The 14,648-nt window shown below is 69.6% G+C and carries 14 protein-coding genes; 7 read left to right on the top strand and 7 right to left on the bottom strand.

Annotation, left to right across the window (positions count from 1 at the left end; translation table 11 throughout):
- Window positions 1–2 precede the first annotated feature (2 nt).
- The 3 genes from AC07EJ_RS33310 to fabG form a co-directional block, all read right to left on the bottom strand.
- Window positions 3–380 (bottom strand): hypothetical protein, encoded by a 378-nt coding sequence (locus AC07EJ_RS33310; RefSeq protein WP_393585765.1) that lies wholly within the window; start codon window positions 378–380, stop codon window positions 3–5.
- Between the two features lie 162 nt (window positions 381–542).
- Window positions 543–1,319 carry an enoyl-ACP reductase FabI gene (gene fabI, locus AC07EJ_RS33305; RefSeq protein WP_389475586.1) on the bottom strand — a complete coding sequence of 259 codons (777 nt, stop codon included), beginning with the start codon at window positions 1,317–1,319 and terminating at the stop codon, window positions 543–545.
- Between the two features lie 5 nt (window positions 1,320–1,324).
- Window positions 1,325–2,041, bottom strand: coding sequence for a 3-oxoacyl-[acyl-carrier-protein] reductase (gene fabG, locus AC07EJ_RS33300; RefSeq protein WP_362908126.1), 717 nt, complete (start codon window positions 2,039–2,041; stop codon window positions 1,325–1,327).
- A gap of 233 nt (window positions 2,042–2,274) precedes the next feature.
- Between fabG and AC07EJ_RS33295 the strand changes: the two genes are divergently transcribed.
- Genes AC07EJ_RS33295 through tyrS form a run of 3 tightly spaced genes read left to right on the top strand, consistent with a single transcriptional unit; the run spans window position 2,275 to window position 6,519 of the window.
- Window positions 2,275–3,798, top strand: a complete 1,524-nt coding sequence (locus AC07EJ_RS33295; RefSeq protein WP_389475583.1) for a TldD/PmbA family protein — start codon at window positions 2,275–2,277, stop codon at window positions 3,796–3,798.
- 5 nt (window positions 3,799–3,803) lie between these two features.
- Window positions 3,804–5,198: a metallopeptidase TldD-related protein gene (locus AC07EJ_RS33290; protein ID WP_389475581.1), complete on the top strand. Its 1,395-nt coding sequence runs from the start codon at window positions 3,804–3,806 to the stop codon at window positions 5,196–5,198.
- A 52-nt stretch (window positions 5,199–5,250) separates the two neighbouring features.
- On the top strand, window positions 5,251–6,519 hold the full coding sequence (gene tyrS / locus AC07EJ_RS33285; RefSeq protein WP_389475579.1) for a tyrosine--tRNA ligase: 1,269 nt from the start codon (window positions 5,251–5,253) through the stop codon (window positions 6,517–6,519).
- A 70-nt stretch (window positions 6,520–6,589) separates the two neighbouring features.
- Here the strand turns inward: tyrS and AC07EJ_RS33280 are convergent, their stop codons facing one another.
- On the bottom strand, window positions 6,590–6,865 hold the full coding sequence (locus AC07EJ_RS33280; RefSeq protein WP_329574648.1) for a GlsB/YeaQ/YmgE family stress response membrane protein: 276 nt from the start codon (window positions 6,863–6,865) through the stop codon (window positions 6,590–6,592).
- 191 nt (window positions 6,866–7,056) lie between these two features.
- Here AC07EJ_RS33280 and AC07EJ_RS33275 point away from each other — a divergent pair, with 191 nt between their 5' ends.
- Window positions 7,057–7,467, top strand: coding sequence for a DUF3099 domain-containing protein (locus AC07EJ_RS33275; RefSeq protein ID WP_389475577.1), 411 nt, complete (start codon window positions 7,057–7,059; stop codon window positions 7,465–7,467).
- A 196-nt stretch (window positions 7,468–7,663) separates the two neighbouring features.
- The gene (locus tag AC07EJ_RS33270) at window positions 7,664–7,885 is read left to right on the top strand and encodes a hypothetical protein (protein ID WP_389475575.1); all 222 of its coding nucleotides are present in this window, start codon (window positions 7,664–7,666) and stop codon (window positions 7,883–7,885) included.
- A gap of 10 nt (window positions 7,886–7,895) precedes the next feature.
- Here the strand turns inward: AC07EJ_RS33270 and moaA are convergent, their stop codons facing one another.
- From moaA to AC07EJ_RS33255, 3 genes are all read right to left on the bottom strand, one after another.
- Complete coding sequence (gene moaA / locus AC07EJ_RS33265) at window positions 7,896–8,885, bottom strand: GTP 3',8-cyclase MoaA (RefSeq protein WP_389475573.1); 990 nt, start codon at window positions 8,883–8,885, stop codon at window positions 7,896–7,898.
- Between the two features lie 144 nt (window positions 8,886–9,029).
- Window positions 9,030–10,658: a solute symporter family protein gene (locus AC07EJ_RS33260; protein WP_389475571.1), complete on the bottom strand. Its 1,629-nt coding sequence runs from the start codon at window positions 10,656–10,658 to the stop codon at window positions 9,030–9,032.
- Window positions 10,655–11,038, bottom strand: a complete 384-nt coding sequence (locus AC07EJ_RS33255; protein ID WP_389475569.1) for a DUF485 domain-containing protein — start codon at window positions 11,036–11,038, stop codon at window positions 10,655–10,657. The genes AC07EJ_RS33260 and AC07EJ_RS33255 overlap by 4 nt, the downstream gene beginning before the upstream one ends.
- 335 nt (window positions 11,039–11,373) lie before the next feature.
- On the opposite strand from AC07EJ_RS33255, the gene AC07EJ_RS33250 reads away from it, so the two are divergent.
- Both AC07EJ_RS33250 and AC07EJ_RS33245 read left to right on the top strand, forming a co-directional pair.
- Window positions 11,374–12,915 carry a S8 family serine peptidase gene (locus AC07EJ_RS33250; protein ID WP_478885654.1) on the top strand — a complete coding sequence of 514 codons (1,542 nt, stop codon included), beginning with the start codon at window positions 11,374–11,376 and terminating at the stop codon, window positions 12,913–12,915.
- 112 nt (window positions 12,916–13,027) lie between these two features.
- Window positions 13,028–14,575, top strand: coding sequence for a S8 family serine peptidase (locus AC07EJ_RS33245; protein ID WP_389475565.1), 1,548 nt, complete (start codon window positions 13,028–13,030; stop codon window positions 14,573–14,575).
- Window positions 14,576–14,648: the final 73 nt, after the last annotated feature.

Genomic DNA, 14,648 nt, shown 5'->3' with positions numbered 1-14,648 from the left:
GCCTAGCCGTCGACCTTGGCGTGGCTGATCCAGGCCGAGCGGACCTCTTTCCAGCACCGGCCGGTGAGCCGCACGGTCTCCGCGGCCTCTGCCCGGACCTGTCCGCCGTCGCTGTCTATGTCCCACCAGCGCTCACACTCGACGTGGAGGCTGACCGCGTCGGTCGCCGGATACGGGTTGTGGCAGTACGCCGTCACCTCCGAACCGGCGACAGCCACCCGGCAGTCAGCCCCGAAGGGTTCGGTCCTGCGGTCGTCCCCGGCGTCGGCCACGCGCGCGTGGGGCGCGGTCCGGGCGGGGTGGGAAGCGGCGTCGTACGGCACCGCGATGAGGAGTACGAGAGCTGCGAGTACCGGGGCACCGCGCTGGAACAGGCGCACAAGGGGGACCTCCTCGGCCGTACGGGAGAGGGGGAACGAACGCCTTCCCAGCCTGCGCGCCCACCCCGCGCGCCCGCCCGGCCGGTGGGCCGAACGGGTGACGCCCCGCCTCCCGCGCGGTGCGGGAAACGGGGCGTCGGCCACGTACAGGTGTACGGGTGATCAGGCGCCGATCGCGTGCAGACCGCCGTCGACGTGGATGATCTCGCCGGTGGTCTTCGGGAACCAGTCGCTCAGGAGGGCGACGATGCCCTTGCCGGCCGGCTCCGGGTCCTCCAGCTTCCACTCCAGCGGGGAACGGCTGTCCCAGACGGCGGCGAGCTCGCTGAAGCCGGGGATCGACTTCGCGGCCATGGAGCCGATCGGACCCGCCGAGATCAGGTTGCAGCGGATGTCCTGCTTGCCCAGGTCACGCGCCATGTAGCGGCTGGTGGCCTCCAGCGCGGCCTTGGCCGGGCCCATCCAGTCGTACTGCGGCCAGGCGAACTGCGCGTCGAAGGTGAGGCCGACGACGGACCCGCCCTCGGTCATCAGCGGCAGCAGCGCGGTGGTCAGTGACTTCAGGGAGAAGGCGGAGACGTGCATGGCGGTGGCCACGGACTCGAACGGCGTGTTGAGGAAGTTGCCGCCGAGCGCGTCCTGCGGCGCGAAGCCGATGGAGTGCACGACGCCGTCGAGCCGGTCGCCAAGGTGCTCACGGACCTGGCCCTCCAAGCGCGCGAGGTGCTCGTCGTTCGAGACGTCGAGCTCCAGGACCTTGACCTTGTCGGGCTGGGGCAGCTTCTTGGCGATGCGCTCGGTGAGCGTCGGCCGCGGCCACGCGGTGAGGATGATCTCCGCACCCTGCTCCTGGGCCAGCTTCGCAGCGTGGAAGGCGATGGAGGACTCCATCAGCACACCGGTGATCAGGACGCGCTTGCCCTCGAGAATTCCGCTCATGGTGATCAGTGACCCATGCCCAATCCGCCGTCGACGGGAATGACGGCTCCAGTGATGTACGAGGCGTCGTCCGAGGCGAGGAACCGCACCGTCGCGGCGATCTCCTCGGGCTGCGCGTAGCGGCCGAGCGGCACTTGCTTCACGATGCCCTCTCGCTGCTCGTCGGTGAGCGCCTTGGTCATGTCGGTGTCGACGAAACCGGGCGCGACGACGTTGAAAGTGAGGTTGCGCGACCCGAGCTCACGGGCGAGGGAGCGCGCGAACCCGACCAGACCAGCCTTCGACGCGGCGTAGTTCGCCTGTCCCGCGGAGCCGAGGAGGCCGACCACGGAGGAGATCAGCACGACGCGGCCCTTCTTGGCGCGCAGCATGCCGCGGTTGGCACGCTTCACGACCCGGAAGGTGCCGGTGAGGTTGGTGTCGAGGACCGACGTGAAGTCGTCCTCGGACATGCGCATCAGGAGCTGGTCCTTGGTGACGCCGGCGTTGGCCACGAGGACCTCGACGGGACCGTGCTTCTCCTCGATCTCCTTGTAGGCCTGCTCCACCTGCTCGCTGTCAGTGATGTCGCACTTGACGGCGAGGAAGCCGGCCTTCTCCAGCTCGGCCGCGTCGCCCGAGCGGTATGTGATCGCGACCTTGTCGCCGGAGTCGGCGAATGCACGGGCGATAGCGAGGCCGATGCCCCGGTTTCCTCCGGTGACGAGAACCGAGCGGCTCAACGGATCACCCTTTCGATAGCGGGTCTGGTACCTCGAAAACCTATCGGTACCGCATGGGATACGGAGAATCGGTCACCGACAGTGGCGCCGGACAGTCACTGTCGGATCCCTACAGAAAAATGTGGCCGCGGGGCCCGTCGACGCGACATGATCGGGGCTGACCGGTGCCCGCACGCGGAAACGGCCGGCGACCAAGACTCCTGACAGCGCCTCCGACAGCAGGGAGAACATCCGTGCCCCATTCGATCGATGAAGCCTTCACGGCGCTGCCGCTGCGGGCCCTCGCCGATGCCGCGCTGGCCCGCGCGCGGGCCCTCGGCGCCGACCACGCGGACTTCCGCCTGGAGCGGGTGCGCAGCGCGGAGCGCCGGCTGCGGGACGCGCGGCCCGCGGGCTCGTCGGACACCACGGACCTGGGGTACGCGGTGCGGGTCGTGCACGGCGGCACGTGGGGCTTCGCGTCCGGCGTCGATCTGACGATGGACGCCGCCGCGAAGGTGGCGTCGCAGGCCGTCGCGATGGCGAAGCTGTCGGCGCAGGTGATCAAGGCCGCGGGTTCGGACGAGAGAGTGGAGCTGGCCGCCGAGCCGGTGCACGAGGACCGGACGTGGGTGTCCTCGTACGAGATCGATCCGTTCTCCGTGCCGGACGAGGAGAAGGCCGGGCTGCTCGCCGACTGGAGTGCGCGGCTGCTCGCCGCGGACGGCGTCGACCATGTGGACGCCTCGGTGCTCACGGTGCACGAGAACAAGTTCTACGCCGATACGGCGGGGACGGTGACGACGCAGCAGCGAGTGCGGCTGCATCCGCAGCTCACAGCAGTCGCCGTGGACGGGTCGAGCGGCGAGTTCGACTCGATGCGGACGCTTGCGCCGCCGGTGGGCCGGGGCTGGGAGTACCTCACCGGGACCGGCTGGGACTGGGAGCGCGAGCTGGCGGAGATCCCGGAGCTGCTCGCCGAGAAGATGCGGGCGCCCAGCGTCGAGGCGGGCCTGTACGACCTCGTGGTCGACCCGTCCAACCTGTGGCTGACCATCCACGAGTCGATCGGACACGCGACCGAGCTGGACCGTGCGCTCGGCTACGAGGCGGCGTACGCGGGCACGTCCTTCGCCACGTTCGACCAGCTCGGGAAGCTCAGGTACGGCTCCGAGATCATGAACGTGACGGGTGACCGCACCGCCGAGCACGGCCTCGCGACCATCGGGTACGACGACGAGGGCGTCGCCGGGCAGTCCTGGGACCTGGTCAGGGACGGGACGCTCGTCGGCTACCAGTTGGACCGCCGCATCGCGAAGCTGACGGGCTTCGACCGGTCGAACGGCTGCGCCTACGCGGACTCCCCCGGCCATGTGCCCGTCCAGCGCATGGCGAACGTGTCGCTCCAGCCGGACCCGGGCGGCCTGTCGACCGAGGATCTGATCGGGGGCGTCGACCGCGGGATCTACGTCGTCGGCGACCGGTCCTGGTCGATCGACATGCAGCGCTACAACTTCCAGTTCACGGGTCAGCGGTTCTACCGCATCGAGAACGGGCGGCTCGCCGGGCAGCTGCGCGATGTCGCGTACCAGGCCACGACCACCGATTTCTGGGGTTCGATGGCGGCGGTCGGCGGCCCGCAGACGTACGTACTGGGCGGCGCGTTCAACTGCGGCAAGGCCCAGCCGGGACAGGTCGCGGCGGTGTCGCACGGCTGCCCGTCCGCCCTCTTCAAGGGCGTGAACATTTTGAACACCACGCAGGAGGCCGGGCGATGAGTTCTATGAGTCCTCGAACCAACAAGCCGCACGAGATCGTCGAGCGTGCCCTCGAACTGTCCTCGGCCGACGGCTGCGTGGTCATCGCCGACGAGACGTCCACCGCCAATCTGCGCTGGGCCGGTAACGCGCTCACGACGAACGGGGTGACGCGCGGGCGCACCCTCACCGTCATCGCGACCGTCGACGGCAAGGAGGGCACGGCCTCCGGAGTCGTCTCCCGCTCGGCCGTGACCGCGGACGACCTCGAACCACTGGTGCGGGCCGCCGAGGCCGCCGCCCGGGGTGCGGCGCCCGCCGAGGACGCCGGGCCGCTGGTCTCCGGAAGTCCGCACTCCCCCGACTTCACGGACGCGCCCGCCGAGACCTCGTCGGCCGTCTTCGCGGACTTCGCGCCCGCCCTGGGCGAGTCGTTCGCCCGCGCCCACGCGGGAGGCCGTGAGCTGTACGGCTTCGCCAACCACGAGCTCGTGTCCAGCTATCTCGGTACGTCGACGGGCCTGCGCCTGCGGCACGACCAGCCGAACGGGACGCTGGAGGTGAACGCGAAGTCGCCGGACCGGACGCGTTCCGCGTGGGCCGGCCGCTCGACGCGTGACTTCAAGGACGTCGACCCGGGCGCGCTCGACGCCGAGCTGGCACAGCGCCTCGACTGGGCGCGCCGCCGCGTCGAGCTGCCCGCAGGCCGCTACGAGACGCTGCTGCCGCCGACCGCGGTCGCCGATCTGCTGGTCTACCAGATGTGGTCGGCGGCGGCCCGGGACGCCGTCGAGGGCCGGACCGTCTTCAGCAAGCCCGGCGGCGGCACGCGCGTCGGCGAGCGGCTGACGGAGCTGCCACTGACACTGCGCAGCGACCCGAACGAGCCGGGCCTGGAGTCGGCGCCGTTCGTCCTCGCCCATGCCTCGGGCGACAGCGCCTCCGTCTTCGACAACGGTCTTCCGCTGACGGCGACGGACTGGGTGCGCGAGGGCGAGCTCGCCCGTCTGACGGCGACGCGGCACAGCGCGGGCCTCACCGGTCTCCCGGTGGCACCCGCGATCGACAACCTCATCCTGGACGGCGGCGAGGACCGCTCGCTGGACGAGATGGTCGCGGCCACCGGGCGCGGGCTGCTCCTGACCTGCCTCTGGTACATCCGCGAGGTCGATCCGGCGACGCTTCTCCTGACCGGGCTGACCCGGGACGGGGTGTACCTCGTGGAGGACGGCGAGGTGGTGGGCGAGGTGAACAACTTCCGGTTCAACGAGTCGCCCGTCGACCTGCTGGGGCGCGCGGTGGAGGCCGGGCGGACGGAGAAGACGCTGCCCCGGGAGTGGAGCGACTGGTTCACCAGGGCTGCCATGCCGGCCCTGCGGGTGCCGGACTTCAACATGAGCTCGGTCAGCCAGGGCGTCTGACCCCGTAACCTGGTCGGGCAGCATCCATGTCATCCAAGGAGATACGAGAACCGTGACGGACATCGTCGACGAACTTCAGTGGCGCGGCCTGCTGGCCCTGTCCACTGACGAGGACGCATTGCGCAAGGCGTTCGCGGACGGTCCCCTCACGTTCTATTGCGGGTTCGACCCGACCGCGCCGAGTCTCCACCTCGGCAACCTGGTCCAGATCCTCACCATGCGCCGGATCCAGCTCGCGGGGAACCTCCCGCTGGGTCTGGTCGGCGGGGCCACCGGCCTGATCGGCGACCCGAAGCCGAACGCTGAGCGGACGCTGAACGCCCCGGAGACGGTGGCGCTGTGGGTCGAGCGGCTGCGCGGGCAGATCGAGCGGTTCCTCGACTTCGAGGGCCCGTACGCCGCCCGCATGGTCAACAACCTGGACTGGACCTCGGGTCTGTCGGCGATCGACTTCCTGCGGGACATCGGCAAGTACTTCCGCGTCAACAAGATGATCGCCAAGGAGGCCGTCTCCCGACGGCTCAACTCCGACGCGGGCATCAGCTACACCGAGTTCAGCTACCAGATCCTCCAGGGCATGGACTTCATGGAGCTGAACCGCCGGTACGGCTGCACGCTGCAGACCGGCGGCAGCGACCAGTGGGGAAACCTCACCGCGGGCACCGACCTGATCCACCGGGTCGAGCCGGAGGCGTCGGTGCACGCGCTGGCCACCCCGTTGATCACCAAGGCGGACGGCACCAAGTTCGGCAAGACGGAGTCCGGCACGGTCTGGCTCGACCCCGAGCTGACCACCCCGTACGCCTTCTACCAGTTCTGGCTGAACGCCGACGACCGCGATGTGTCCAAGTTCCTGCGGATCTTCAGCTTCAAGTCCCTTGAGGAGATCGAGGACCTGGAGCGGCAGACCGAGGAGCGGCCGCAGGCGCGCGCCGCTCAGCGGGCGCTGGCCGAGGAGCTGACGACGCTGGTGCACGGCGCCGACCAGTGCGCCGCCGTCATCGCCGCGTCCAAGGCGCTGTTCGGGCAGGGCGACCTGGGCGAGCTGGACGAGGCGACCCTCGCGGCCGCCCTGTCCGAGCTGCCGCACGCGAAGGTCGACGCGCTCGGCCCGGTCGTGGATCTGCTCGCCGAGGTCGGCCTCGTGGCGAGCAAGTCGGCCGCCCGGCGCACGGTGAAGGAGGGCGGCGCGTACGTGAACAACGTCAAGGTAGCCGCCGAGGACGCCGTGCCGGCCGCGGACGAACTGCTGCACGGCCGCTGGCTCGTGCTGCGCCGCGGCAAGAAGAACCTGGCGGCGGTCGAGGTCGTCGGCGCCTGAGCGCGCTGGTCCGAAGTCACAGCCGGAAGGGCGGCTCCGCATCTGGTGCGGGGCCGCCCTTCCGGCTGTTTCAGGCTCGCTGTTTGTTGCCTCGCATGGCCACCCAGGCCATGTCTCCGAGCCACACGATGACCACGGCTCCGGCCAGTTGGAGCAGGTGACGGGTCCAGTCGATGCCCTTGGTGTCGTTGACGCCGATCCAGGTGGCGACCGAGTTGCCCAGGATGCTGCCGATGATCCCGAAGACCACGGTCAGCCACAGGGGAATCTGCTGCTTACCCGGCAGGATCGCCTTCGCGATCAGTCCGAGCACCAGACCCACGATGATCGCCCACAACCAGCTCATGTCGTCGCCTCCTCTGTGGCGCGCTGTGCGCATCTGCGCCCAGTCTCGGCTTGTCCGCCATACGGCGCATGTCGGGCGCATCCGTACGTGGTGCGGCGCAGCAAGTACGCACGGGCCGGGCCCTCCCCGGTCTCGAACGCGGAGAAAGCCGGGCGTACGGTGGAGGCAGTCCGGACCGGGGAGAGTCCGGCATGGCAGGCAGGCGGTGGAATGTGATGCGGAAGCAGAGCAGCGGCGAGGTCTTCCGGATCACCGGGGCGAGGCAGAGCCTCGCCGACGACGTCCGCGGCAGGCAGCGCCGCTACATCATCTCGATGTCGGTCCGCACCCTCGCCGTGATCCTCGGTGCGGCCCTGTGGAATGTCGAGCGCCCGGTCGCGATCGTGGCTCTGGTGCTCGGCCTGCTGCTCCCCTACGTCGCCGTGGTGATCGCCAACGCGGGCCGGGAGAACGTCCCTTCGCTGCCGTCGACGTTCGTGACCGCGCCGATGCGGCCGATGCTCACATCGCCCGCCGCCACCGCCCCCGCGGAATCCGTTCCGGAGGACAACACCGGTGCGTACGACGAGGAGCGGCGTGATCACTTGGGTGACCGCGGCTGACCACCGACAATGCGCAAAGCTCAAGAAAAGCTCAGATCAATCATGTAGTTCCGGTGCCGGGCGGCCGGTCCCCCATGACATACTTCGTACGCGCTCCGCATCCCCCGTCGGAGCGACGGACCGACGCCGGGCAGCTCCCCCCGTGGCTGCTCGGCGTCGCCTTTGTTTGGGCGCGTAAGTGTTTGGGGCGGTACCTGTGAGTGACGAAAACCCGATCTGTTCCGCCAAGGGCTGCCGCGTGGACGCGGTCTGGGTGCTCGCCTGGAACAACCCGAAGCTGCACACGCCGGAGCGGCGCAAGACGTGGCTCGCGTGCGACGAGCACCGCGAGCATCTCTCCCAGTTCCTCGGTGTGCGTGGCTTCCTGAAGGACGTCGTCGCGCTCAAGGACTGGGAGTCCGCGGACCAGGAGGGCTGAGCGCCCCGGGTCAGCCGCCGATCGCGGACATCGGGCGCTCGGGCTGGAGGAACGTCGGGTCGTCCAGACCGGAGCCGGCCTTCTTGCCCCACATGGCGAGCTTCCAGGTACGGGCGATCTCGTCGTCCCCGCTGTCCGAGCGCAGGGCCGCGCGCAGGTCCGTCTCCTCGCTGGCGAACAGGCAGGTGCGCACCTGTCCGTCGGCGGTGAGCCGGGTGCGGTCGCAGGCCGAGCAGAACGGGCGGGTGACGGAGGCGATGACGCCGACGCGCTGCGGTCCGCCGTCCACGAGCCAGCGCTCGGCGGGGGCGGAACCCCGCTCCTCGGAGCCTTCGGGCGTGAGGTCGAAGCGCGTGCGCAGGGACGCCAGGATGTCACCGGCGGTGATCATGCCGTCGCGCTTCCAGCCGTGCTGGGCGTCCAGCGGCATCTGCTCGATGAAGCGCAGCTCGTAGTCGTGCTCGACGGCCCAGGCGAGGAGGTCGGGTGCCTCGTCGTCGTTCAGCCCCGGCATCAGTACGGAGTTGACCTTGACGGGGGTGAGGCCCGCCGCGCCGGCGGCTTCGAGGCCGTCGATGACGTCCTTGTGGCGGTCACGCCGGGTGAGGGTCTTGAAGACGTCGGGGCGCAGGGTGTCCAGCGAGACGTTGACCCGGTCGAGGCCGGCCTGCTTGAGGGCGGCGGCGGTGCGCTTGAGTCCGATCCCGTTCGTCGTCAGGGACATCTGGGGGCGGGGCTCCAGCTGGGCCACCTGCTCCACGATGCCGACGAGGCCGGGGCGCAGCAGGGGCTCGCCGCCGGTGAACCTGACCTCCGTGATGCCGAGCTGGGTGACGGCGATCCGGATGAGCCGGACGATCTCGTCGTCCGTGAGCAGATCGGGCTTGGCCAGCCACTGCAGGCCCTCTTCGGGCATGCAGTACGTACACCGGAGATTGCACCGGTCGGTCAGCGAGACGCGGAGGTCGGTGGCCACTCGGCCATAAGTGTCGATCAGCACGTGGGCCCCCTCTCCGATGCGGATCTGATTATCCGAGCCTACGTGATGGGTCCGACACCAGGGGGCTCCAGATCCCACGGGAGCGGGACGGCCGCATCGTAGATCCGTACGAGGATCTGCGACGCGGCCGTCCGAATCCCGAGGTCAGTGGGCTCCCGTGCCGGTGAGGGAGCGGACTTCGAGCTCCGCGTACTTGCCGGCGTCCGCCTTCTCCTTGGAGAGGACCGTGCCGAGCCAGCCGAGCAGGAAGCCGACCGGGATCGAGATGATGCCCGGGTTCTCCAGCGGGAACCAGTGGAAGTCCACGCCCTTGAACATGGACGTCTTCGGGTTTCCGGACACGACCGGTGAGAACAGCACCAGGAAGACCGCGGTGAACAGGCCTCCGTAGATCGACCAGAGCGCGCCCTGTGTGGTGAAGCGCTTCCAGAAGAGGCTGTAGAGGATCGTCGGCAGGTTGGCGGAGGCGGCGACCGCGAAGGCGAGCGCGACCAGGCCGGCCACGTTCAGATCGCGGGCGAGGGCGCCGAGGCCGATGGAGACGATGCCGATGAAGACGGTCGCCCAGCGGGCCGCCTTCATCTCCTCCTTCTCGGAGGCCTTGCCCTTCTTGATGACGTTCGCGTAGATGTCGTGCGCGAACGAGGAGGACGAGGCGAGGGTCAGGCCCGCGACGACCGCGAGGATCGTCGCGAAGGCGACCGCCGAGATGGTCGCGAGGAGGATCGCGCCCCACGACGAGTCGACCCCGCCGAGGTGCAGCGCGAGCAGCGGCGCCGCGGTGTTGCCCGCCGGGTTGGACGCGATAATCTCGTCCGGCTTGATGAGGGCGGCGGCGCCGAAGCCGAGCGCGATCGTCATCAGGTAGAAGGCGCCGATGATGCCGATCGCCCAGTTCACGGACTTACGGGCGGCCTTGGCCGTCGGGACCGTGTAGAAGCGGATCAGGATGTGCGGCAGTCCCGCGGTGCCGAGGACGAGCGCGATGCCGAGCGAGATGAAGTCGATCTTCGACGTCGACGTGGCGCCGTACTTGAGTCCGGGCTCCAGGAACGCGGCGCCCTTTCCGCTGTTGGACGCCGCCTTGCCGAGCAGGTCGGAGATGTTGAAGTTGAACTTCAACAGGACCAGGAAGGTGAGCAGTATCGTGCCCGCGATCAGGAGCACGGCCTTGACCATCTGGACCCAGGTGGTGCCCTTCATGCCGCCGATGGTGACGTACACGATCATCAGGAGGCCGACGAGGGCGACGATGCCGATCTTGCCCGCGTCGGACGTGATGCCGAGCAGCAGCGAGACGAGGACACCCGCGCCCGCCATCTGCGCGAGCAGGTAGAAGATCGAGACGACGATCGTGGAGGTGCCGGCGGCGGTGCGGACCGGGCGCTGGCGCATCCGGTAGGCGAGGACGTCGCCCATCGTGTAGCGGCCGGAGTTGCGCAGCGGTTCGGCGACCAGGAGGAGCGCCACCAGCCAGGCGACCAGGAAGCCGATCGAGTAGAGGAAGCCGTCGTAGCCGAAGAGGGCGATGGCTCCGGCGATGCCGAGGAACGAGGCGGCGGACATGTAGTCGCCGGAGACGGCGAGTCCGTTCTGGAAGCCGGTGAACTGGCGCCCGCCCGCGTAGAAGTCGGCGGCGCTCCTGGTCTGGCGGCCCGCCCAGACCGTGATCACCAGGGTGGCGAGGACGAACACCGCGAACAGGGAGATGATCAGCGGCCGGTGCTCACTCGCCTCACCCGCGGCGAGTACCTGCGTGACTGCGGGGCTCATGCGCCGCCCTCCATCCGGGACTTGATCGCCTCGGCCTTGGGGTCGAGCTTGGCGGCGGCGTGGCGGGAGTACCACCAGGCGATGAGGAACGTGGTCAGGAACTGGCCGAGGCCGAGGACCAGCGCGACATTGATGTTGCCGAAGAGCTTGGTGCCCATGAAGTCGCCGGCGTAGTTCGACAGCAGTACGTACAGCAGGTACCAGGCGATGAAGGCGACGGTCAGCGGGAAGGCGAACGAGCGGTGTGCGTGGCGTAGTTCGGCGAACTCCGCGCTCTCCTGCTCCGCGATGAATTCCCCCGTGGAGGGACCCTCCGTGGAAGGGGGTGCGGAACGGGTGTCGGGGCCGCCCTTCGACGGTGGCGATGCATCGGTGGCCACGGGGTCTCCTCGCGGTGCGGGTGCGGCGGATGGAACGGACATGTGGTTTCTCGGACCTCGCAGTGACGTGGATCACCTGGGCCGGGTGGCGATGGTAGGGCTACCCGGCGTGATCCGACAGGGGGCGGGGATCACGTGCGTGCCCCCTGCTCAACGTCACGGAGACACGCGCGCACCGGTTCAACTCCTTTGCCCGATCATGCGTTTTCTTCGGGAATTCATTGCTGGCCTGCGAGGACCCGGGATACGTTCACCCGTGCACCACGCGTCATGTACCTGCCCGAGCACCACTGTGTTCGGGCTTTTCCATATACGACGGATGATGTGGAGATCCCATGGCTCATCTGCGCTCCAGACGCCGCCTGGCGCTCACCCTGCCGCTCGGCCTCGCGCTCACCGCGTCCCTCGGCTTCCTGCCCGGCGCCGCGTCGGCCACACCGGCCAACTCCCTTGCGGTCACGGCTGGTTCGGCCACCGCCGACGCCAGGGCCCTCGCGTACGTCGTGAACACCCGGACGGACCACCGCACCCTCGGCTCCGTGAAGAAGGCGATCGCCGAGGCGGGCGGGACCGTCGTCGTCTCGTACGACCGGATCGGCGTGATCGTCGTCCACGCGTCGAACCCGGACTTCGGGAAGCGGATCCGCGCCGTCAAGGGCGTGCAGTCGGCGGGCGCCACGCGTACGTCGCCGCTGGTCGCCGCCGGTACCACCGAAGAGGGCGGCGCCCAGGTCCTGTCGAAGGCACAGGTCAAGTCCCTTGCCGCACACGCCGGTTCGGGTGCCGAGCCGCTCGAGGCCGACCAGTGGGACCTGCGGGCGATCGGCGCCGACAAGGCCGCGCGGATCAACCCGGGCAGCCGCAGCGTCACCGTCGGCGTCATCGACACGGGCGTGGACGACACCCACCCGGACCTCGCCCCGAACTTCTCCGCGTCGCAGTCCGCGAACTGTGTCGGCGGCAAGGCGGACACCTCGCCCGGCGCGTGGCGCCCGTACGACCCGGCCGAGGACTATCACGGCACGCACGTCGCCGGTGAGATAGCCGCGGCCCGCAACGGCATAGGCGTCGCCGGGGTCGCTCCCGGCGTGAAGGTCGCGGGCATCAAGGTCAGTGACCCCAACGACGGCCTGTTCTACCCGGAGAACGTGGTCTGCGCGTTCGTGTTCGCCGCCGACCACGGCGTCGAGGTCACCAACAACAGCTATTACGTGGACCCCTGGCTCTACAACTGCATGGACGACCCGGACCAGAAGGCCATCGTCGACGCGGTGAACCGGGCCCAGCTGTACGCCCAGAAGAAGGGCACGCTCAATCTGGCGGCGGCCGGTAACTCCAACGACGACCTGGACTCGGACGCACTCGTCGACGACTCCAGCCCCGACGACTCGACGCCGGTCCACCGCACGATCGACCCGCACAAGTGCTTCGACATCCCGACGCAGCTGCCGGGCGTCGTCACCGTCAGCGCCTCGGGCCCGACGGGCGCCAAGGCGTACTACTCCACCTACGGCAAGGGTGTCGTCGACATCGCGGCGCCGGGCGGCGACAAGCTCCAGTTCCCCGACACCCCGTCGAAGAACGGCCGCATCCTGTCGACGATGCCGGGCGGCGAGTACGGCTTCCTCCAGGGCACGTCAATGGCGTCGCCGCACGCCGCGGGTGTCGCCGCGCTCCTCAAGTCGACCCACCCGAGGGCCACTCCGGCCCAGCTCCAGGCGCTCCTCAAGGCCGAGGCCGACAACCCGGGCTGCCCGTCGGACCCGTACGACGGTGACGGCGACGGTGTCGTCGACGCCACCTGCGAGGGCGGGAAGCGCGTCAACGGCTTCTACGGCTTCGGCATCGTCGACGCGCTCGACGCCGTCAAGAAGTGACGCGGACCCGCGACCCGAAGGCCGTCAAGCAGCCCTGCACCAGCCGCACTTGGCGTGGCACCGACTGCGTGCCGCCCCTCGCATCCCGAACGCAACGAACTCAGGAGACACCATGACGGCGCCCCTCGCGCGCTCCCGCTCCATCCGCCGTTCGATAGCCATCCCGGCCGGGATGGCCATGGCCACGGCCCTCGCGTTCCTGCCGAACGTGACCGCGTCGGCCGCGGGACAGGCCCCGCAGGCTCCTGCGGCGCCGGCCGCCACGGACGGCCCCGCGCTCAGCTATGTCGTCAACGTGCGCTCAGGACACGGCACTTCGGCCGCCGTCCAGAAGGAGATCACGAAGGCCGGCGGCACCGTCGTCGTCGCGTACGACAAGATCGGCGTCATCGTCGCGCACTCCTCGAACCCGGACTTCGCGAAGACGATCCGCAAGGCCCGCGGGGTCGACTCGGCGGGTGCCACGCGCACCGCGCCGCTGCCCGCCCAGTCCACCGGTGACCTCGGCACCCCGAAGGCACTGACCGCCGCCCAGCTGGGCGCCGCGGCCGGTCAGGCGGCCGCCGGACAGGACCCGCTGGAGCCACTGCAGTGGGACCTGCCCGCCATCAAGGCGGACAAGGCACACGAGAAGTCCCTCGGCAGCAGGAAAGTCACCGTCGCCGTGATCGACACCGGCGTCGACGACACCCACCCCGACATCGCGCCGAACTTCGACCGCGGGGCGTCCGCGAACTGTGTGTCGGGCAAGCCGGACACGACGGAGGGCTCGTGGCGCCCCAGCGCCTCGGAGAGCCCGCACGGCACGCATGTCGCGGGCGAGATCGCGGGCGCCAAGAACGGCGTCGGCATCACGGGCGTCGCACCCGGTGTGAAGGTCTCCGGCATCAAGGTCGGCAACCCGGACGGCTTCTTCTACACGGAGGCCGTGGTGTGCGGCTTCGTGTTCGCGGCCGAGCACGGCGTCGACGTCACCAACAACAGCTATTACACCGACCCGTGGTACTTCAACTGCACGGACGACCCCGACCAGAAGGCCCTGGTGAAGGCCGTCGCGCGGGCCTCGCAGTACGCGGAGAAGAAGGGCGCCGTGAACGTCGCGGCGGCGGGCAACGAGAACTACGACCTCGCGTCCGACGAGATCACCGACCCGTCGAGCCCGAACGACACGACGCCGGGCGACCGGGTCGTCGACCCGTCCAAGTGCTTCGACATCCCGACGCAGCTGCCGGGCGTCGTCACGACCGCGGCGACGGGGGCCAAGGGCCTCAAGTCGTCGTTCTCCAACTACGGTCAGGGCACCATCGACATCGCGGCCCCGGGCGGCGACTCGACGGCCTACCAGACCCCGGCGCCGCCCGCCACGAGCGGCCTGATCCTCGGCCCGCTGCCCGGCGGCAAGTGGGGCTACATGGCCGGTACGTCGATGGCGTCCCCGCACGTCGCCGGCGTCGCCGCGCTGATCAAGTCGACGCACCCGCACGCCTCCGCGGCGGCCGTGAAGGCGCTCCTGTACGCGCAGGCCGACGCCACGCCGTGCACCGACCCGTACGACATCGACGGCGACGGCAAGGTCGACGCGGTGTGCGAGGGCGGCAAGAACAAGAACGGCTTCTACGGGCACGGCATCGCCGACGCCCTGGACGCGGTGACCAAGTAGCCGCGTAGGCACAGCGGTTCAGGTGGGCCGGGCGGCTTCGCCCGGCCCACCTGTATCGTTTCGGAAGCCGTGC

It is taken from the genome of Streptomyces sp. NPDC045026 (genome assembly GCF_056432625.1).
The sequence above is the reverse complement of the archived record's forward strand: the minus strand, read 5'-3'. Positions and strand labels throughout refer to the sequence as shown.

Bases quoted from the DNA above. Each gene is read 5' to 3' on its own strand.
- fabI (WP_389475586.1), bottom strand. From the start codon at position 1,319: ATGAGCGGAATTCTCGAGGGCAAGCGCGTCCTGATCACCGGTGTGCTG.
- AC07EJ_RS33290 (WP_389475581.1), top strand. From the start codon at position 3,804: ATGAGTCCTCGAACCAACAAGCCGCACGAGATCGTCGAGCGTGCCCTC.
- AC07EJ_RS33280 (WP_329574648.1), bottom strand. From the start codon at position 6,865: ATGAGCTGGTTGTGGGCGATCATCGTGGGTCTGGTGCTCGGACTGATC.
- AC07EJ_RS33275 (WP_389475577.1), top strand. From the start codon at position 7,057: ATGGCAGGCAGGCGGTGGAATGTGATGCGGAAGCAGAGCAGCGGCGAG.
- AC07EJ_RS33260 (WP_389475571.1), bottom strand. From the start codon at position 10,658: ATGAGCCCCGCAGTCACGCAGGTACTCGCCGCGGGTGAGGCGAGTGAG.
- AC07EJ_RS33250 (WP_478885654.1), top strand. From the start codon at position 11,374: ATGGCTCATCTGCGCTCCAGACGCCGCCTGGCGCTCACCCTGCCGCTC.
- AC07EJ_RS33245 (WP_389475565.1), top strand. From the start codon at position 13,028: ATGACGGCGCCCCTCGCGCGCTCCCGCTCCATCCGCCGTTCGATAGCC.